The following is a 17,043-nucleotide window of genomic DNA, read 5'->3' as shown; positions in this document are numbered from 1 at the left end:
TAATAAACAATATATTAAAGGGGGCCAAATTATATGAAGTTTGAATTTTCAAATCGAATCAGTGGGGTTAAAGCTTCGGCAGTAAGAGAAATACTAAAACTAATGAATGATCCAGAAATTATTAGTTTTGGTGGTGGTAATCCAGCTAGCGAAACTTTTCCGGTAAGTAAATTAAAAGAGATTAGTGATGATATTTTCGATAAACAGCCTAATTCAATTTTAGAGTACGGTATTACTGAAGGAAATCAAAGTTTTAAAGATGCTGCAATCAAGTTTTTGTCACGAAATGAAAAAATTGTTAATGACTATGATGAAGTTATGGTTACTTCTGGTTCACAACAAATTATGGATTTTGTGACAAAATGTTTGTGTAACGAAGGTGACTTAGTAGTTTGTGAAAATCCTAGTTTTTTAGGTGCTTTAAATTCTTTTAAAAGCAATGGTGCTAAATTAGTAGGAATTGAAATGGAAGATGATGGAATTAATCTTGAAAAATTAGAAGCAGTTTTAAGCGGTGAAAAGAAACCAAAATTAATTTATTTAATTCCTAATTTTCAAAACCCAACAGGAATTACTACTTCATTAGCTAAAAGAAAAGCTATTTATGCTTTAGCCAAAAAATATCAAGTAGCAATATTAGAAGATAATCCTTATGGTGATTTACGATTTAAAAATGAAGCGATTCCTTCAATTAAATCTTTAGATGATGAAGGATTAGTTATTTATGCAGTAAGTTTTTCTAAAATTATTTCACCAGGAATGCGTGTAGCTATCATGGTTGGACATAAAGATTTACTAGCTAAGTGTACTATCGCTAAACAGACTAATGATGTTCATACAAATGCCTGGGCGCAAAGTGTAATGGCACGTTTTTTACAAGAAACTGATATGGATGCCCATTTAAAACAATTACAAGCAGTGTATGATCGAAAATGTCATTTGATGCTCGATGAAATTGAAAAGCATTTTAGTAAGGATTGTAAATGGACTAAACCAGATGGTGGGATGTTTATTTGGGTTACTTTACCTGAAAGAATTGATATGCTTGAATTTGTTCAAAAAGCGATTGAACGTAAAGTAGCTGTTGTACCAGGTAATGCTTTTTATGATGATGATAGTAAACCATGTCAATCTTTTAGAATGAATTTTTCAATGCCAAGTGATGAAGATATTGTTAAAGGAGTGGCAATATTAGGAGAATTGATGCATGATTAAAAATGTTGTTTTTGATATGGGGAATGTAATATTGCGCTGGGATCCTCAATATATTGCTGAAAAACTAAGCAATAATGAAAAGGAAAAAGAAATTATTATTAATGAATTATTTGCTTCTAAACAATGGGCTTTACTTGATGAAGGTAAAATTAGTCTTGAAGAAACGGTTGCTAGTTTTAGCTCAAAGCATCGTGAATTATTAAAATATGCTTTATATCATTGGTATGATTATTTTGAACCTTTTATAGAAATCATACCATTGTTAAAAAGACTAAATAATAATAATTATCAAATTTACTTATTATCTAACTGTAACAAACAGTTTGATGAATATAGTCAAAGAGTAGAGGCTTTTAAATACTTTGATGGATTTTATATTTCCGCTAAACATCTATTAATGAAGCCGGATATTAAAATTTACCAGGATTTTTTAAATGAGTTTCATTTAAAAGCTGAAGAATCAGTTTTTATCGATGATGTTAAAGCTAACATTGATGGCGCTAAACAAGCTGGAATAGCTGGATATTGTTATGACGGTGATGTTTGTAAACTAGAAAAGTATTTAATTGATGAAATGAAGTTAAATTTTTGATTATAATTGAGAAATCATCATCGATTTCTCTTTTTTTCTTGCTTGTTACCTAAGGTAATCGATTATAATTATTAATAGCGAAAGGGATGATGATAATGTATACAAGTGGTGAAATTGCTAAATTATGTAACCTTACAGTTAGGACAGTACAATACTATGATAAGATTGATTTAATTAAACCGACTAATATTGTGGAAAATAGAAGATATTATAGTGATGAACAGTTACAAATATTTCAGTTAGTTTGTTTATATAAGAATTTAGGACTATCGTTAAAAGAAATAAAAAAATTATTACAGACAAAAGAACCAGCATTGTTATTACGGGAATTATTAATAAAAAAGAAAAATGAATTAGATGACCAGATTAATGATATGAATAGAAAAAATAAAAAGATTAATATTCTATTATCGGAAATTGAAAATGAGTCTACTATGCCAGTTTTAAGCGATAAGGATTTAAATGATTTAATGATTAAAAAAGATTATTTTAATAGTAAAGGTAAATTAACTAACTTATTTTTAATTGGGTATGTATTAATGCTTTTTGTTAGTATACTTTTAAGTAGTTTAATAGCTAGAGAGTGGTTTATTTTAGTGTTAGTTATTAATGTTGGCTTTTTGTTATTTTTAGTATATTTTCATGCTATAAATAGTGCGTATGTATGTCCTTTTTGTCATCATAAATTTACTATTTCATGGATTAAGGGCTTATTTAGTTTTAATAATGGGAAAAAAGGAAAATATTTAAAGTGTCCTAGTTGTAAGCAAAAGGCTTGGATGAAAGAAACTTATCGAGATTGATTTTAAAAAGTTGTTATAGTTTAAAGCTATAGCAAAGCTCATATTTTTAATATTTTACAATTTTCTAAAAAAACGATACCATTTTTTTAGAAAAAAGGTGGTAGAAAAATGTTAAAGATTAAATATGATATTGTTGGGTCTTTTTTAAGACCACAAGAGATAAAAGAAGCACGTAAAAAATACTTTGATGGTAAAATTAGTATTGAAGAGTTAAGAGAAGTTGAAGATCAAGAAATTGAAAAATTAGTAGCAAAAGAAGTAGAACATGGATTAAAAATTGTTACTGATGGTGAATTTAGACGTCGCTGGTGGCATTTAGACTGGTTAAAAGAATTTGATGGTTTTACGACTAAACATTTAGAAAAAGAGCGTAATGGTCAAGTAAATAAGATTGAATTAGGAATGGTTTGTGGAAAAATAAGTTATGATCGTAGTACAAACCATCCAGAAATACAGGCGTGGGATTTTTTATATAATTTAGTTAAAAAGTATCCTGGGGTTGAAGCTAAAAAATGTATCTCAGGTCCTAATATGATTTTAGTAGATCATTTTTTACAACTTGGGTTAAAAGAAATTCCTTATTATGGAACAGATTTAAATGCTTTGATCGATGATATTGCTCTTGCTTATCAAGAAGCGATCAAGGATTTCTATGATCATGGTTGTCGTTATTTACAAATTGATGATACATCATGGACTTATATGATCGATGCAGATTTTTGTAAAAAAGTTAGTGATTTAGGTTATCAAAAAGAAGAAGTTTTACAATGGTTTAAAACTGTTTCTACTAAAGCGTTAGAAAATAAACCTAAGGATATGATTATCGCTAATCATTTTTGTAAAGGTAATTTTAAGGGCTATCCATTGTTTGCCGGATTATATGATTCAATAGCACCAATTATTTGTCAAATCCCTTATGATGGCTTTTTTGTTGAATATGATGATGAACGCTCTGGCTCTTTTGAACCATGGTCAATATTAAAAGGTAGTGATAAAACATTTGTAGCTGGTTTAATATCTACTAAAAATCCTGTTTTAGAAAGCCATGATGAAATTAAAAAACGTTATTTACAAGCTAAAAAAGTAGTTGGTGATAATATTGCTTTATCGCCACAATGCGGTTTTGCTTCAGTAGAAGAGGGAAATTGTATTGATGAAGAAGTTCAATGGCAAAAAATAGATTTACTAGTTTCTTGTAAAGATTTTTTATAAAAAGCTTTTGGAAATCCAAGAGCTTTTTTGGTTTATAAATACTAAATTTGAAGGTTTATTAAAAAAATATGGTTAAATCGTCATTTTTTAGCAGTTATTTTGTTAAGTTTTGTGGATTTTGTTTATTTTTTTACAAATTATGTATATAATATAACAATATAGTAAAATAAATGAGGGGGGAAATATTGGCATGAAATCTACAGAACGATATTCTTCATCGACGGCAACACATGTAAAATTTGATGTTTATTTGCCAACTGTAATGATTCGCTATAAAGCTGTGGTCCAGATTCATCATGCCATGTCTGAGCATTCGGGACGATATGAGCGTTTTGCTGAATATTTGGCACATGAAGGTTTTGTGGTAGTTGTAAGTGATTTTCCAGGACATGGAACTTCATTGTTTAATTATGAACAAGGTTATTTTGGAATTGGCGATGCTACCAAGACATTAGTAGAAGATATGCATCGGTTACGAAATATTATGGCAGCTAGATATCCGGATTTACCATATTTTATGATTGGTAATCAATTGGGATCGCTGGTTTTAAGACAATATCTAGCTAATTATGGGGATTTTGTTCAAGGGGCTATATTATTGGGAACTTGTGGTAAACAGCATTTTATTAAATTAAAAAAATTGATTATTAAAGGTGATGTATTATTTAAAGGATCAATGCATCGCTCAAAAACAGTTCGTAAAAATGTTATCAATAAGCTGTTTTCACATGATAAAGATAGTTATTATCAAACTGGGGATAATCGGGAAATGGCTCAGTATCTAGAAGATCCATTTACAGATTTTACATATACAAATAATGCTTATAATGAAGTGTTAGAATTGATACGTGAAGTATCACTTAATCAAAATATAAAAAAAATACCTAACTATGTTTCTATTTTAATTCTTTCTGGAGCTAAAGATCCTTTCGGTGATTTTGGGATTGGACCTAAATGGTTATATGATAATTTAAAGGCTCAAGGACAAAAAGATATAACTTTAAAACTTTATAATGATAGTCATAATGATTTATTACATGATAAACAACGTTTAGAAATATACCAGGATATTTTAGACTGGTTGAATAATCGTACCTTCATTTAGAACCCTTATAGTTGGTTGACAAATAACCACTATAAGGGTATTTTATATGTGCACGAAAAAAAGATATTAAACAGCTTATTGCCTTTATTTGACTTGACTGTGTTCAAGTCATTCATTGTTTATATCAAGAAAAAGGAGTAATTTATGGCAGCTAAAGATATGGAAAAATTAGTAAATCACGCAAAAACAATGGGATTTGTTTACCAAGGTTCACAAATCTATGATGGTCTTGCAAATACTTGGGATTATGGTCCTGTTGGTGTGGAAATGAAAAACAATATTAAACAATTATGGTGGAAACGTTTTATTCAACAATCACCATATAATGTTGGATTAGATTCTGCAATTTTTATGAACCCTAAAGTATGGGAAGCAAGTGGACATGTAAGCAGCTTTTCAGATCCTTTAATCGATTGTAAAGAATGTAAAACAAGACACCGTGCTGATAAATTAATTGAAGCTTATGATCCAAACGTTCATAGTGAAGGATGGACAAGTGAACAAACAGTTCAATATATTAAAGATCACAATATCGTTTGTCCTAATTGTGGTAAAAGTAATTTTACTGACGTTCGTCAATTTAAATTAATGTTTGAAACAAGAATGGGTGTTGTTGAAGATGATAAATCAGTAGTTTACTTAAGACCAGAAACTGCTCAAGGGATTTTTGTAAACTTCAAAAATATTCAAAGAACAACACGTAAAAAAGTTCCTTTTGGAATTGGACAAATTGGAAAAGCATTTAGAAATGAAATTACACCAGGTAACTTTATTTTTAGAACTCGTGAATTTGAACAAATGGAATTGGAATTTTTCTGTAAACCAGATACTGACTTAGAATGGTTTGAATATTGGAAAGAATATTGTCAAAAATTCTTATTTGATTTAGGATTAAAAGAAGAAAATTTACGTTTTAGAGATCATGAAAAGGAAGAATTATCTTTCTATTCAAAAGCAACTTGCGATGTTGAATATAATTTCCCATTTGGTTGGGGTGAATTATGGGGAATCGCTGATCGTACTGATTACGATTTAACACAACATCAAAATTATTCAAATAAATCAATGGAATATTTAGATCCAACAACAAATGAAAAATATGTTCCATATGTAATTGAACCTTCTGTTGGTGCTGATCGTTTATTCTTATCAGTACTTTGTGATAGTTATGAAGAAGAAGAGTTAGAAGGTGGCGATACAAGAACAGTAATGCATTTACATCCTTGTGTAGCACCATTTAAAGCAGCAATTTTACCACTGACTAAAAAACAAAGTGATAAAGCAACAGAAGTATATAATTTATTATCAAAATATTTTAATTGTGAATTTGATGTCGCTGGACAAATTGGAAAACGTTATCGTCGTCAAGACGCTATTGGTACACCTTATTGTATTACTGTTGACTTTGATTCAGTAAATGATAATACTGTAACAGTTCGTGATCGTGATACAATGGAACAAATTCGTTTACCAATTGATGAATTAGTTGATTATTTAAATAAAAAATTAATCTTTTAATAAGGAGCTGATTAGATGCCAAGACTATCACCGGAAAAGATCACGGAAATTAGACAAAGTGTTGATATAGTTGATGTGATTGGTACATATTTGCCATTGCAAAAAAAGGGGCGTAATTATCTTGCTTTATGTCCTTTTCATGATGATTCTAATCCTTCAATGTCAATTTCACCAGAACGTCAGATTTATAAGTGTTTTGTTTGTGATCATGCTGGTAATGTCTTTACTTTTTTAAAAGATTATCTAAAAATCCCCTATATTGAAGCTGTCAAGATGGTAGCTCAAATGGGTAATGTTGATATTAGTCAATATAACTTAGAAAATCGGGTTAAACATGTTGATGAAAAATTAGAACCATTATTTTTAATGCATGAAGAGGCCAATAAGATTTATCGTCACTATTTGACGACAAAACTTGCTTTAACAGCTAAAGAGTATTTAGATAAACGACAAATGGATGATGAAATAATTGAAACATTTGAAATTGGCTATGCACCTTCTAACCAGATTTTATTAAAAGCTTTTGAAAAAATGAATTTTGATAAAGTAAAAATGTATGAATCTGGTTTGATCATCGAAGCTGGTAATGGCTATGATCGTTTTGTTGATCGAATCATGTTCCCGCTTCACGATGCCCTTGGAAGAGTCGTTGGTTTTAGTGGGCGAATTTATCAGCCTAGTCAAAATGAATCTAAATATATGAATTCCCCAGAATCAGCCATATTCATTAAAGGGAATACTTTATATAACTATCACCGAGTAGGTGAAGCAACCCGTCAGGCTGGATATGTAATTATTACTGAAGGGTTCATGGATGTTATTGCCTTTTATAAAGCTGGAATAAAAAATGTTTTAGCTATTATGGGGACTGCTTTAACTAATGGTCATATTCAGTTATTAAAACGATTGACACGAACTATCTATCTTTGTTTAGATGGCGATCGGGCTGGACGTAATGCAACAATAAAGAGTATGGAAATATTGTTACAAGCTGGTTTTAAAGTTAAGGTTATTGCTTTACCAGATGGTTTAGATCCTGATGAGTTTTTAAATCAGCAAGGACAAGAAGCACTTCAAGTATTAGTAAATAATCCATTATCAGCTTTAGATTTTAAAATGGATTATTATTATGAAATGACTAATATGAATAATTATGAAGATCGTAAACAGTATTTAGAGATGATTGCTCGAGATATTAGCAATCTTGATGATATTGTTGATCAAGATTATTATGTCCAAAAACTAGAGAAAAAATCCGGATTTTCTAAAAATATTATTGAACAATTAATTTATAAAAATACGATGCAGATAGTTAACCAGGTTAAACAGGTTAATTATCCAGTTAAAAAGCAATCGACAAAATTGCTTGATAAATATACTCAAGCTCAACAAGATTTATTATATTATATGATGCTTGATAAAAATGTCGCATTAAAGTATGAAGCGAAGATTGGATTTATGATTGAAGATAATTATCGAATTATCGCTTCATACATTGTTGATTATTATCGCCAAAATCCAGTTTTAGAAATTGCAGATTTTATTGATAGTATTGAAGATGAGAATTTAGTCCAAAATATTATTGAAATTTCGCAATTAGAATTACCAGAATTGAAGGATTATCAGGCAATTGATGATTATATAAAAGTAATTAAAGAAAAAACTGTAATTATGCGTAAAAAGGAATTAACAGATGCTTTGGCTAATACGTTTGATCCTAAACAAAAAGCCCAGATTTTAAAAGAAATCATAGCATTGAAAGATAAGGAGTAATTGTATGAAGAAAAAAAGTGTAACTGCACTATCGTTTGATGATTTGAAAAATATTGTTTTAAATGATGCCAAAAAAGGAAATGGTATTTTGACACAAGATCAAATAGATAATTATTTATCTACTTATGATCTAAGTGATGAAATGGCTGAAGATTTACTAGAATTCATCGGTCAAAATGATATTGTTATTTCTGACGATGGATTAGATGATTTAGATGTTGAAGATGATGTTTTATTAGCTGGTGTTCCTGATGATTTAGGATTAGATGATGATTTAGGTCTTGATGATGACTTAGGATTGGATGATGATACACCTGATTTAGATTTTGCCGGTGATTTTGATATGATGACTGGTGATACAATTCATATGTATCAAGTTGCTGAATCTGATGCTGAAATGGATCAAAATCAATTAGGAAGCAATGTTAAAATCAACGATCCAGTTAAAATGTATTTAAAAGAAATTGGACGCGTTGAACTGTTAACGCATGATGAAGAAATCTCTTTAGCAAAAAGAATTTTAGAAGGTGACGAGGAAGCTAAAAAACAATTAGCAGCTGCCAATTTACGTTTAGTTGTTTCTATTGCTAAAAGATATGTTGGACGTGGAATGTTATTTTTGGATTTGATTCAAGAAGGAAATATGGGGCTTATTAAAGCTGTTGAAAAATTTGATTATACTAAAGGATTCAAATTTTCAACTTATGCAACATGGTGGATTCGTCAGGCAATTACTAGAGCAATTGCTGATCAAGCTAGAACAATTCGTATTCCTGTTCATATGGTAGAAACAATTAATAAATTAACTAGAATTCAAAGACAATTAATTCAAGAGTTAGGTCGTGAACCAACAGCAGAAGAAATTGCTGAAAGAGTTGATGGTATGTCACCAGAAAAAGTTCGTGAAATTCAAAAGATTTCTTTAGAACCAGTATCATTAGAAACACCTATTGGTGAAGAAGATGATTCACATTTAGGTGATTTCATTGAAGATGAAGGGGCAATGTCTCCTGATGATTATGCAGCTAACGAACTTTTAAAAGATGAATTAAATGAAGTTTTATTAGAGTTAACTGATCGTGAAGAAAAAGTTTTACGATTAAGATTTGGTCTTGATGATGGTCGTACTAGAACATTAGAAGAAGTTGGAAAAGAATTCAGTGTTACTAGAGAAAGAATTCGTCAAATTGAAGCTAAAGCTTTAAGAAAATTAAAACATCCATCACGTTCAAAACGATTAAAGGATTTCTTAGATCGCTAAAATGAAACTATCAAAAAGATTACAGCTAATTGCTGATGTAATTAGTGAATATAAACAAGGAAGCACTTTAGCAGATATTGGCAGTGATCATGGTTATTTGCCTTGTTATTTAGTAAAAAATCAAATAATTACATGTGCTTATGCTTGTGATGTGGCTAAAGGGCCATTAGAGTCAGCTAAAGAAACGATTAAAATGCATGGTTTAGAAGATCAGGTCTTTGCCCTGTTAGGAAATGGGTTAGATCCACTTATTAATCGCCAGGTTGATATGATAAGTATTAGTGGCATGGGTTCTTATTTGATTAGTGAAATCTTAGATGCTCATCGTGAGTATTTAAGAGGAGTTAAAGTAATGTTTTTACAAGCTAATGCTAATAATGATCACTTACGCAAGTATCTCTTTGCCAATGACTGGATCATTGTTGATGAAAGAATGGTTAAAGATGCTGGACATATATATGAAGTGATGGTTGTTACTAGTCGAAAAAATAAAGCAATTACTTATACGCGAAAAGATGAAGAATTTGGACCGATTCTGATTAATAATCAAGGCTCTTTATTTAAAGAAAAATGGGAAAAACAATATCGTGTTTATCAAAAAATTCAAACTACTTTACCACACGATCATCCCCGTTATCATGAAATTAGTGATAAAATGAAAATGATAGAGGAGGTATTACATGAACGGAGCTAATATCATTGCCCATTTAGAAAAATATTTTCCTTTACATTTACAAATGTCTTGGGATAAATGTGGGGTTCAATGTGGTAATGTTGATAAAGAAATTAATAAAGTTATGGTAGCTTTAAATGCTGATATTATCAGTTTACAAAAAGCAATTGATAATGATTGTCAAATGTTAGTTACTCATCATCCATTCTGGTTAGAAGAAGTTAATAACTTAAATACTAATAATCATCATGGTAAGTTTATGGAATTAGCATTTAAAAATGATATCTTAGTTTATAGTTTACATACTTGTTTAGACCGTGGTCAAAATGGAATTTCAATGAATGACTGGTTAATTAATGCTTTGGATGTAACTGATGTTAAATGTTATGATGAACTTGAAGTTGGAAAAATGGCAACATTAAAACAACCATGTCTAACTAGTGAACTTGTTGATCGAGTTAAAAAAGTTTATAACGTGCCAGTACGTTTAGCGGGAAAAGAAAAGTTAATTAAAACAGTAGCTATTTGTGGTGGTAGTGGTAGTGATGATTTGCAACAATTAGTTAATCGTGTTGATGCCTATATTACTGGTGATAGTAAACATCGTCATGCCAAGTATGCTTTAGATCATGACATTGTATTAATTGATGTTCCTCATCATTTAGAAGTTATCATGGAAGATAAATTAGTTGAAATTTTAAACGAATTGGATATTGAAGCAATTAGTGCAAAAAGCCAGGATTATTTTAAATATTATTAAAACAGTGTTTAGTTAAATTCTAAACACTGTTTTTCATTAAATTAAATTATGGCGTTTCATGGCATTGTAGATACCATCATTAGTAATATCATCAGTTACTTCATCGGCAACCGCTTTTAAACCTTCTTTAGCGTTACCAACGGCAATACCGACATTTACATATTCAAGCATTTCTTTATCATTCATGCCATCACCAAAAGCATAAGTATTTTTACGATCAATTCCTAAATGATTAATTAAAGTTTCAATAGCATTAGCCTTATGAATATTAGGAACTGATAATTCACCACTGTCATCACCAAACATAGGTACTGTACAATGAATAACATTAAATTCATTTTTGAATTCATTAATAATATCATCAAAAGGAATATTTGGATTTTCTAAAAAACAAGCTTTATTAATATCATCACGGCGTAATTCTTCACCTTCAATCAAAGCATTAATAAAGTGATTTTCTTTACGTTGCCAGCGTTTTCTAGCTTCTAAATCATTTTCGATATCACCATAAATAATACGCTCCAATCTTTTTACAAGATTTTTACTAGCAAATAAACCACCATTACTTTCAACATAGTAATCAAAATTATTAGCTTCAAAATAATCAACCATATGATTTACAGCCTCTTTAGTAACTTTTTTGTGATAAAGCATGGTATCACCGATTTCAACATAACCGCCACCGGCACCAATAACGCCATCAATACCACAATCAAGGATAAAATCGTAGATTTCAGCTTTACTTCTACCAGTACATAAATATACTAGATTTCCTTTAGCTCTAGTTAAAGCAATTGCTTTTTTAGTTGATTCAGGGACATATTCAACCCCATCAACTCCGGCAACTAAAGTACCGTCAACATCAAAAAATATAATCTTTTTTTCCATATTCTTTCTCCATTATTTATTATTAACATCCTGCATTATATCATCGTTGTAATTAGAACATTATTATTTTCAAATTATGAATTAAATTATTTTGCTCATATCAAGTTCTGGTTTTTGATAAGTATTATGATCTTGATAATCAAATTGGTTTAAATATTCAATCACCTGATTAGTTAAATATGTTGGTGTTGAAGCCCCAGAACTAACAGCAGCGATTTTTTTGTTTTTAAGCAATTCAATATCAATATCATGAACACTTTCAATCATATATGTCTCTTTTAAAGATTTTTCTTTAGCTATATTAGCTAATTTTTTAGTGTTATTGGAATGAGGATCACCAACAATAAAGACAATATCAACTTCTTGAGGAATTTTTGCAATAGCTTCCTGACGAATAGTTGTCGCTTGACAGGTTTCTTTAGCGATTGTTAAATTAGGAAGTTTTTCTTTGGCGTAATTACAAATTTGATAAACATCATATAATGACATTGTAGTCTGGTTAGTAATTACATAATTTTTATTAGGATCTAATTTATCAATATCGAGATTTTGTTCGATTAAATGAATATGTTTAGGATCAATACCTAATGAACCTTCAGATTCAGGATGACCATTTTTACCAATATATAATACTTCATAATCTTTAGCTAAATATTCTTTAATTAAATCATGAGTTTTGATTACATCAAGACATGTTGCATCAATAACTTCTAGTTTTTTTTCTTTAGCTTTTTTTATTACTTTTTCATCAACACCATGAGCAGTGATGATTATCGTACCATGATCAACCTGGTCTAGTAATTCTAATCGTGATGCTCCTTTTTTATCGAGGGTTTTAATACCAAGGTTTTTAAGGGCATCAACAATATACTGGTTATGGACGATCATACCTAAAATATAAACATCTTTTTTATTTGCTTGTTGTTTAGCTATTTGAATAGCTCTAACAACGCCTTTACAATAGCCTCTTGGACTAATTGGATATACTTTCATTTAAGTCACCTCGAAATTTATTGTATCATATTTTCAAAGGTGACGTCATTATTGTCCTGGTTATTTTCGGTTTTTTGTTTTTCAATCGGAGTAATACTGTTTTCTACTTCATCAAAATCAATATCACTAATATGACTAACTGCATTTATGACTCTAAAAGCGTTTTTAGTATTATTGATGATGGGACGAATTTGATATATTAATGGAATAATCTGGTTGATAGTATAGATTGTTCTAGTGGCGTAGTGAATGGTTTTTCTTAGGTTTTCTTTATTTCTCATTTTTTTGTTGATTGGAAATTGTGGATTCATAGGATACATTTGAGGGTTAAAGTTATTGTAGTAATAATTTTCATCATAAAATGGATTCATTTTATCCCTCCTTCTATAATAAGTTATGCATGAGAAAATCTTTTGTGATTGATTTTATTAATAAGTAATTATAGTTGCTTTTTTATTTTGTTATGATAAAATTAATTGACTTTAAGAAAAGGAGGAATGTTTAAAAATGTGTACATTTAATCAGTTTAAATTAGCGGACTTTTGTAATCAAGTAATTAATGAACTTGGGTTTAAAAAGCCGACAGCAATTCAAGAAAAAGTAATTCCTTTGATTAAAAAGAATAAAGATGTCATTGGTATTTCACAAACAGGTACTGGAAAAACTCATGCGTTTTTATTACCGATTATGGATAAAATAGATCCTGAAAAAGATATGGTGCAAGCTGTTATTACCGCACCTACTAGAGAACTTGCACAACAAATTTTTGATAATGCTAGATTATTTGAAAAATATAATCCTAAATTACGAGTATCTTTAATTATAGGTGGTAACGATCGTCAAAAGACTATTCAAAAATTAACCACGCAACCACATGTTGTAATTGGAACACCAGGAAGAATTAAAGATTTATCATTAGATGAACAAGCATTAAAAATAACTACAGCAGATATTATGGTTATTGATGAAGCTGATATGACTTTTGAATTTGGTTATTTAGAAGATATTGATGCTGTTGCTTCTAAAATGAAAGAAGATTTACAAATGCTGGTCTTTTCAGCCACTATTCCACAAATTATGCGTCCGTTTTTAAAGAAATATTTAAAAGCACCGGTATTAGTAGAAATAGAAAACCAGACTATTACTAATCAAAATGTTGAAAATATTTTATTAGCAACTAAACATCATGACCGCTATGATGTTTTAAAGAAAATTATATCATTAATTGATCCTTATATTTGTTTGATTTTTGCAAATACTCGTGAAGAAGTTGCTGGTATTGCTAAAAGATTACGTGAAGATGGTTTAAAAGTTGGTGAGATTCATGGGGATTTAGAACCACGTGAAAGAAGACAAATGATGCGTCGAATCAATAATAACGAATTCCAATATATCGTGGCAACTGATATTGCTGCTAGAGGAATCGATATTGATGGGGCCTCACATGTAATTAATTATCAGTTACCTAAAGAACCGGATTTCTATATTCATCGTAGTGGTCGCTGTGGACGTGGTAAATATACTGGTATTTGTTATAGTTTATATGATTCTACTGATGAAAATAATTTAAGGATCTTAGAGCGTCGTGGTATTGAATTTAAAAATATGGGGATCAAAAATAACAAGTTTGTTGACCTTGGTGAACGTTTAAAAAGAACTAAACGTGTTAAACAACAAACAGAATTAGAAAAAGAAGTTCAAAAAATTATTCGTCGTCCTCAAAAAGTTAAACCAGGATATAAGAAAAAAAGAAAAAGAGAAATTGAAAAACTAGTTCGTAAACAAAAACGAGCAATTATTCAAAACGATATTCGTCGTCAGAAAAAAGAACGAGCTAGAGCTGCTCAAATCGCTAAAAGAAAGGAAGAAGAAATTTAATGTTAATTGGTAGCCATGTATCAATGTCTGGTAAAGAAATGTTATTAGGCTCAGTTAAAGAGGCTTTATCATATGGTGCTAATACTTTTATGTTTTATACTGGAGCACCACAAAATACAGTTAGAAAACCGATTGAACAGCTAAAAATTGCTGAGGCTAAAGCATTGATGGAAGAAAACAATATTGATATTAATAATATTGTTGTTCATGCGCCATATATTATTAATTTAGCTAATACTATTAAACCTGAAACTTATGAATTAGCGGTAACTTTCTTAAAAAAAGAAATCGAACGCTGTAAAGTAATTGGAGCTAAAATTTTAGTTTTACATCCTGGTTCTCATGTTAAAGCGGGAGTAGAAGCTGGATTAAATCAAATTGTAAAAGGTCTAAATGAAGCTACTAAAGATTGTGGAGATGTTAAAATTGCTCTAGAAACAATGGCTGGTAAGGGTAGTGAATGTGGACGTACATTTGATGAATTAGAATATATTTTTAATCATGTAGAAGATAATTCGTGTCTTGGTTTTTGCTTAGATACTTGTCATATTCATGATGCTGGATATGATTTAACAAAATTTGATGATATTTTAAGTGAATTGGATCAAAAAATAGGGTTAAATAGATTATTGGTTGTTCATGTAAATGATTCTAAAAATGAACGTGGGGCTCATAAAGATCGTCATGAAAATATTGGTTATGGTAAAATTGGTTTTGAAACTTTAAATAAAATTGTTCATCATCCTAAATTAAAAAGTGTTCCTAAGATTTTAGAAACACCATATAATAATAAAATTGCCCCATATAAAGAAGAAATAGAAATGTTTAAGACTCAAACATTTAATCCTAATTTAAAGTAAGCAGGACAGTTATCTAAAAAGTTTTTAATTTTAAGACAAGTCGCAGTACTTGTCTTTTCGCTTATATAATTATAAAGCACTTCATTATAATGACTATCAATTAAAGCATAACGGTTATTTTGAATTAAATTATAAATAATTAGTAGCTGATCTTCGTCAATATCAATATCCTGACTATAAACTAACTGTTTAAAATTTTTAAAATCTAATGCAAATAAATCACTATAACAATTATTCACCAATAGTTACCTCCTTTATATAATATATGCACCAAATAAAAAAGTAGTACTAAAAAGCACTACTTAATCATCAATAAAATTTCTTTTTTCAATTCTTCAACCATATCACTTTGTTTAACTTTACGAATAATTTCACCTTTTTTAATTAATAACCCTTCATTAACACCACCGGCAATACCAATATCAGCATGTTTAGCTTCACCAGGGCCATTTACAGCACAACCCATGATGGCTACTGTAATATCGGCATTGATAGTATTTAAAAAATCTTCAATTTCTTTAGCGACAGGAATTAAATCATATTGAATTCGGCCGCAAGTTGGACAAGATACTAAAGTAGGAACGTTTTTAATTAATCCTAATTCTTTTAAAAGTGTTTTTGCAACCTTGATTTCTTCAACTGGGCTATCACTTAAAGAAACTCTGATTGTATTACCAATTCCTTGATATAACAATGTTCCAATTCCTAAACTTGACTTAATTGTACCACTTAACTTTGTTCCAGCTTCAGTAACTCCTAAATGTAGTGGATAGTCAAATGTTTCGCTGGCAAGTTTATAGGCTTCAATAGTTAGTAAAGTGCTTGATGATTTTAATGAAATGCAAATATCGTGGAAATCAAGACTTTCTAAAATTTCAACGTGTTTTTTAGCACTTTCAATCATTCCTTCAGCAGTTGGTTTACCGTATTTAGCTAAGATATCTTTTTCTAAAGAACCGCCATTAACACCAATTCTAATGGGAATATGGTGTTCTTTACAAGCAGTAACTACTTGTTTTACTTTATCGATTGAACCGATGTTACCAGGATTGATTCTGATTTTATCGATACCTGATTCAATCGCTTGTAAAGCTAGACGATAATCAAAATGGATATCAGCAACTAGAGGGACATTAACTCTATTTTTAATATCTTTGATTGCCAGGGCATCACGTTGATCTAATACTGCTAGGCGGACTAATTGACAGCCAGCAGCTGTTAAATCCTGGATTTGTCTTACCGTTGCTTCTACATCGTGAGTTTTAGTATTGGTCATTGATTGAATGATGACATCATTATTACCACCGATTGTAAGATTACCAACTTTAATTGATCTTGTTTCTTCTCTTTTCATAATTCCTCCAATTTATATAAATCTAAATGATAATTTTTTACCGATTTAGCTTAATTTTTTTGATTTTGCTTAAATTTATTATATCATATCCTTTTAGGTTATAAAATATTTGTTTATTTAGTTAATTAAAGAAAAAAAGATAATGAAATTTTACAATA

The 17,043-nt window shown here is 29.8% G+C and carries 17 protein-coding genes; 12 read left to right on the top strand and 5 right to left on the bottom strand.

Features of this window, described 5'->3' with window-relative positions; all coding sequences use genetic code 11:
• Nucleotides 1-33: 33 nt before the first annotated feature.
• The 10 genes from ABGT36_RS10520 to ABGT36_RS10475 all read left to right on the top strand — a co-directional run bounded on the left by ABGT36_RS10520 (nucleotide 34) and on the right by ABGT36_RS10475 (nucleotide 10,912).
• Nucleotides 34-1,215 carry a PLP-dependent aminotransferase family protein gene (locus ABGT36_RS10520; protein ID WP_087301905.1) on the top strand — a complete coding sequence of 394 codons (1,182 nt, stop codon included), beginning with the start codon at nucleotides 34-36 and terminating at the stop codon, nucleotides 1,213-1,215.
• Nucleotides 1,208-1,807: an HAD family phosphatase gene (locus ABGT36_RS10515; protein ID WP_346677878.1), complete on the top strand. Its 600-nt coding sequence runs from the start codon at nucleotides 1,208-1,210 to the stop codon at nucleotides 1,805-1,807. Before ABGT36_RS10520 ends, ABGT36_RS10515 begins: the two co-directional genes overlap by 8 nt.
• A gap of 95 nt (nucleotides 1,808-1,902) precedes the next feature.
• A complete protein-coding gene (locus tag ABGT36_RS10510; RefSeq protein WP_346677876.1) occupies nucleotides 1,903-2,610 on the top strand; it encodes a MerR family transcriptional regulator in 708 nt (235 codons plus the stop codon).
• A gap of 108 nt (nucleotides 2,611-2,718) precedes the next feature.
• On the top strand, nucleotides 2,719-3,822 hold the full coding sequence (locus ABGT36_RS10505; RefSeq protein WP_346677874.1) for a 5-methyltetrahydropteroyltriglutamate--homocysteine S-methyltransferase: 1,104 nt from the start codon (nucleotides 2,719-2,721) through the stop codon (nucleotides 3,820-3,822).
• Between the two features lie 190 nt (nucleotides 3,823-4,012).
• Nucleotides 4,013-4,927, top strand: a complete 915-nt coding sequence (locus tag ABGT36_RS10500; protein WP_346677872.1) for an alpha/beta fold hydrolase — start codon at nucleotides 4,013-4,015, stop codon at nucleotides 4,925-4,927.
• Nucleotides 4,928-5,071: 144 nt separating this feature from the next.
• A complete protein-coding gene (locus tag ABGT36_RS10495) occupies nucleotides 5,072-6,445 on the top strand; it encodes a glycine--tRNA ligase (protein ID WP_087301895.1) in 1,374 nt (457 codons plus the stop codon).
• 15 nt (nucleotides 6,446-6,460) lie between these two features.
• A complete protein-coding gene (dnaG, locus tag ABGT36_RS10490) occupies nucleotides 6,461-8,218 on the top strand; it encodes a DNA primase (protein WP_346677869.1) in 1,758 nt (585 codons plus the stop codon).
• 4 nt (nucleotides 8,219-8,222) lie between these two features.
• Complete coding sequence (gene rpoD / locus ABGT36_RS10485) at nucleotides 8,223-9,479, top strand: RNA polymerase sigma factor RpoD (protein WP_087301891.1); 1,257 nt, start codon at nucleotides 8,223-8,225, stop codon at nucleotides 9,477-9,479.
• A 1-nt stretch (nucleotide 9,480) separates the two neighbouring features.
• Nucleotides 9,481-10,173 (top strand): class I SAM-dependent methyltransferase, encoded by a 693-nt coding sequence (locus ABGT36_RS10480; protein ID WP_087370742.1) that lies wholly within the window; start codon nucleotides 9,481-9,483, stop codon nucleotides 10,171-10,173.
• Nucleotides 10,160-10,912: a Nif3-like dinuclear metal center hexameric protein gene (locus tag ABGT36_RS10475; protein ID WP_087301887.1), complete on the top strand. Its 753-nt coding sequence runs from the start codon at nucleotides 10,160-10,162 to the stop codon at nucleotides 10,910-10,912. Before ABGT36_RS10480 ends, ABGT36_RS10475 begins: the two co-directional genes overlap by 14 nt.
• Before the next feature lie 36 nt (nucleotides 10,913-10,948).
• Here the strand turns inward: ABGT36_RS10475 and ABGT36_RS10470 are convergent, their stop codons facing one another.
• The 3 genes from ABGT36_RS10470 to ABGT36_RS10460 all read right to left on the bottom strand — a co-directional run bounded on the left by ABGT36_RS10470 (nucleotide 10,949) and on the right by ABGT36_RS10460 (nucleotide 13,164).
• Entirely contained in the window at nucleotides 10,949-11,800 is an 852-nt protein-coding gene (locus tag ABGT36_RS10470) for a Cof-type HAD-IIB family hydrolase (RefSeq protein WP_087301885.1), read from the bottom strand.
• An 81-nt stretch (nucleotides 11,801-11,881) separates the two neighbouring features.
• Nucleotides 11,882-12,793: a 4-hydroxy-3-methylbut-2-enyl diphosphate reductase gene (locus ABGT36_RS10465; RefSeq protein WP_087301883.1), complete on the bottom strand. Its 912-nt coding sequence runs from the start codon at nucleotides 12,791-12,793 to the stop codon at nucleotides 11,882-11,884.
• A gap of 17 nt (nucleotides 12,794-12,810) precedes the next feature.
• Nucleotides 12,811-13,164, bottom strand: a complete 354-nt coding sequence (locus tag ABGT36_RS10460) for a hypothetical protein (protein ID WP_346677865.1) — start codon at nucleotides 13,162-13,164, stop codon at nucleotides 12,811-12,813.
• A gap of 136 nt (nucleotides 13,165-13,300) precedes the next feature.
• Here ABGT36_RS10460 and ABGT36_RS10455 point away from each other — a divergent pair, with 136 nt between their 5' ends.
• Together ABGT36_RS10455 and ABGT36_RS10450 are read left to right on the top strand one after the other, a co-directional pair.
• Nucleotides 13,301-14,671, top strand: a complete 1,371-nt coding sequence (locus ABGT36_RS10455; RefSeq protein WP_296883007.1) for a DEAD/DEAH box helicase — start codon at nucleotides 13,301-13,303, stop codon at nucleotides 14,669-14,671.
• Nucleotides 14,671-15,531, top strand: a complete 861-nt coding sequence (locus ABGT36_RS10450) for a deoxyribonuclease IV (RefSeq protein WP_087301877.1) — start codon at nucleotides 14,671-14,673, stop codon at nucleotides 15,529-15,531. The genes ABGT36_RS10455 and ABGT36_RS10450 overlap by 1 nt, the downstream gene beginning before the upstream one ends.
• On the opposite strand, the gene ABGT36_RS10445 is transcribed toward ABGT36_RS10450, so the two are convergent.
• Both ABGT36_RS10445 and ispG read right to left on the bottom strand, forming a co-directional pair.
• On the bottom strand, nucleotides 15,504-15,770 hold the full coding sequence (locus ABGT36_RS10445) for a hypothetical protein (protein WP_239404203.1): 267 nt from the start codon (nucleotides 15,768-15,770) through the stop codon (nucleotides 15,504-15,506). The two genes, ABGT36_RS10450 and ABGT36_RS10445, sit on opposite strands and share 28 nt — an antisense overlap.
• Before the next feature lie 59 nt (nucleotides 15,771-15,829).
• On the bottom strand, nucleotides 15,830-16,885 hold the full coding sequence (ispG, locus tag ABGT36_RS10440; RefSeq protein WP_346677863.1) for a flavodoxin-dependent (E)-4-hydroxy-3-methylbut-2-enyl-diphosphate synthase: 1,056 nt from the start codon (nucleotides 16,883-16,885) through the stop codon (nucleotides 15,830-15,832).
• Between the last annotated feature and the right edge of the window lie 158 nt (nucleotides 16,886-17,043).

It is taken from the genome of Erysipelatoclostridium sp. An173, assembly GCF_963931465.1.
Taxonomy (GTDB): Bacteria; Bacillota_I; Bacilli_A; order Erysipelotrichales; family Coprobacillaceae; genus Thomasclavelia; species Thomasclavelia merdavium.
This window is presented reverse-complemented; position numbering and strand designations above follow the sequence as displayed.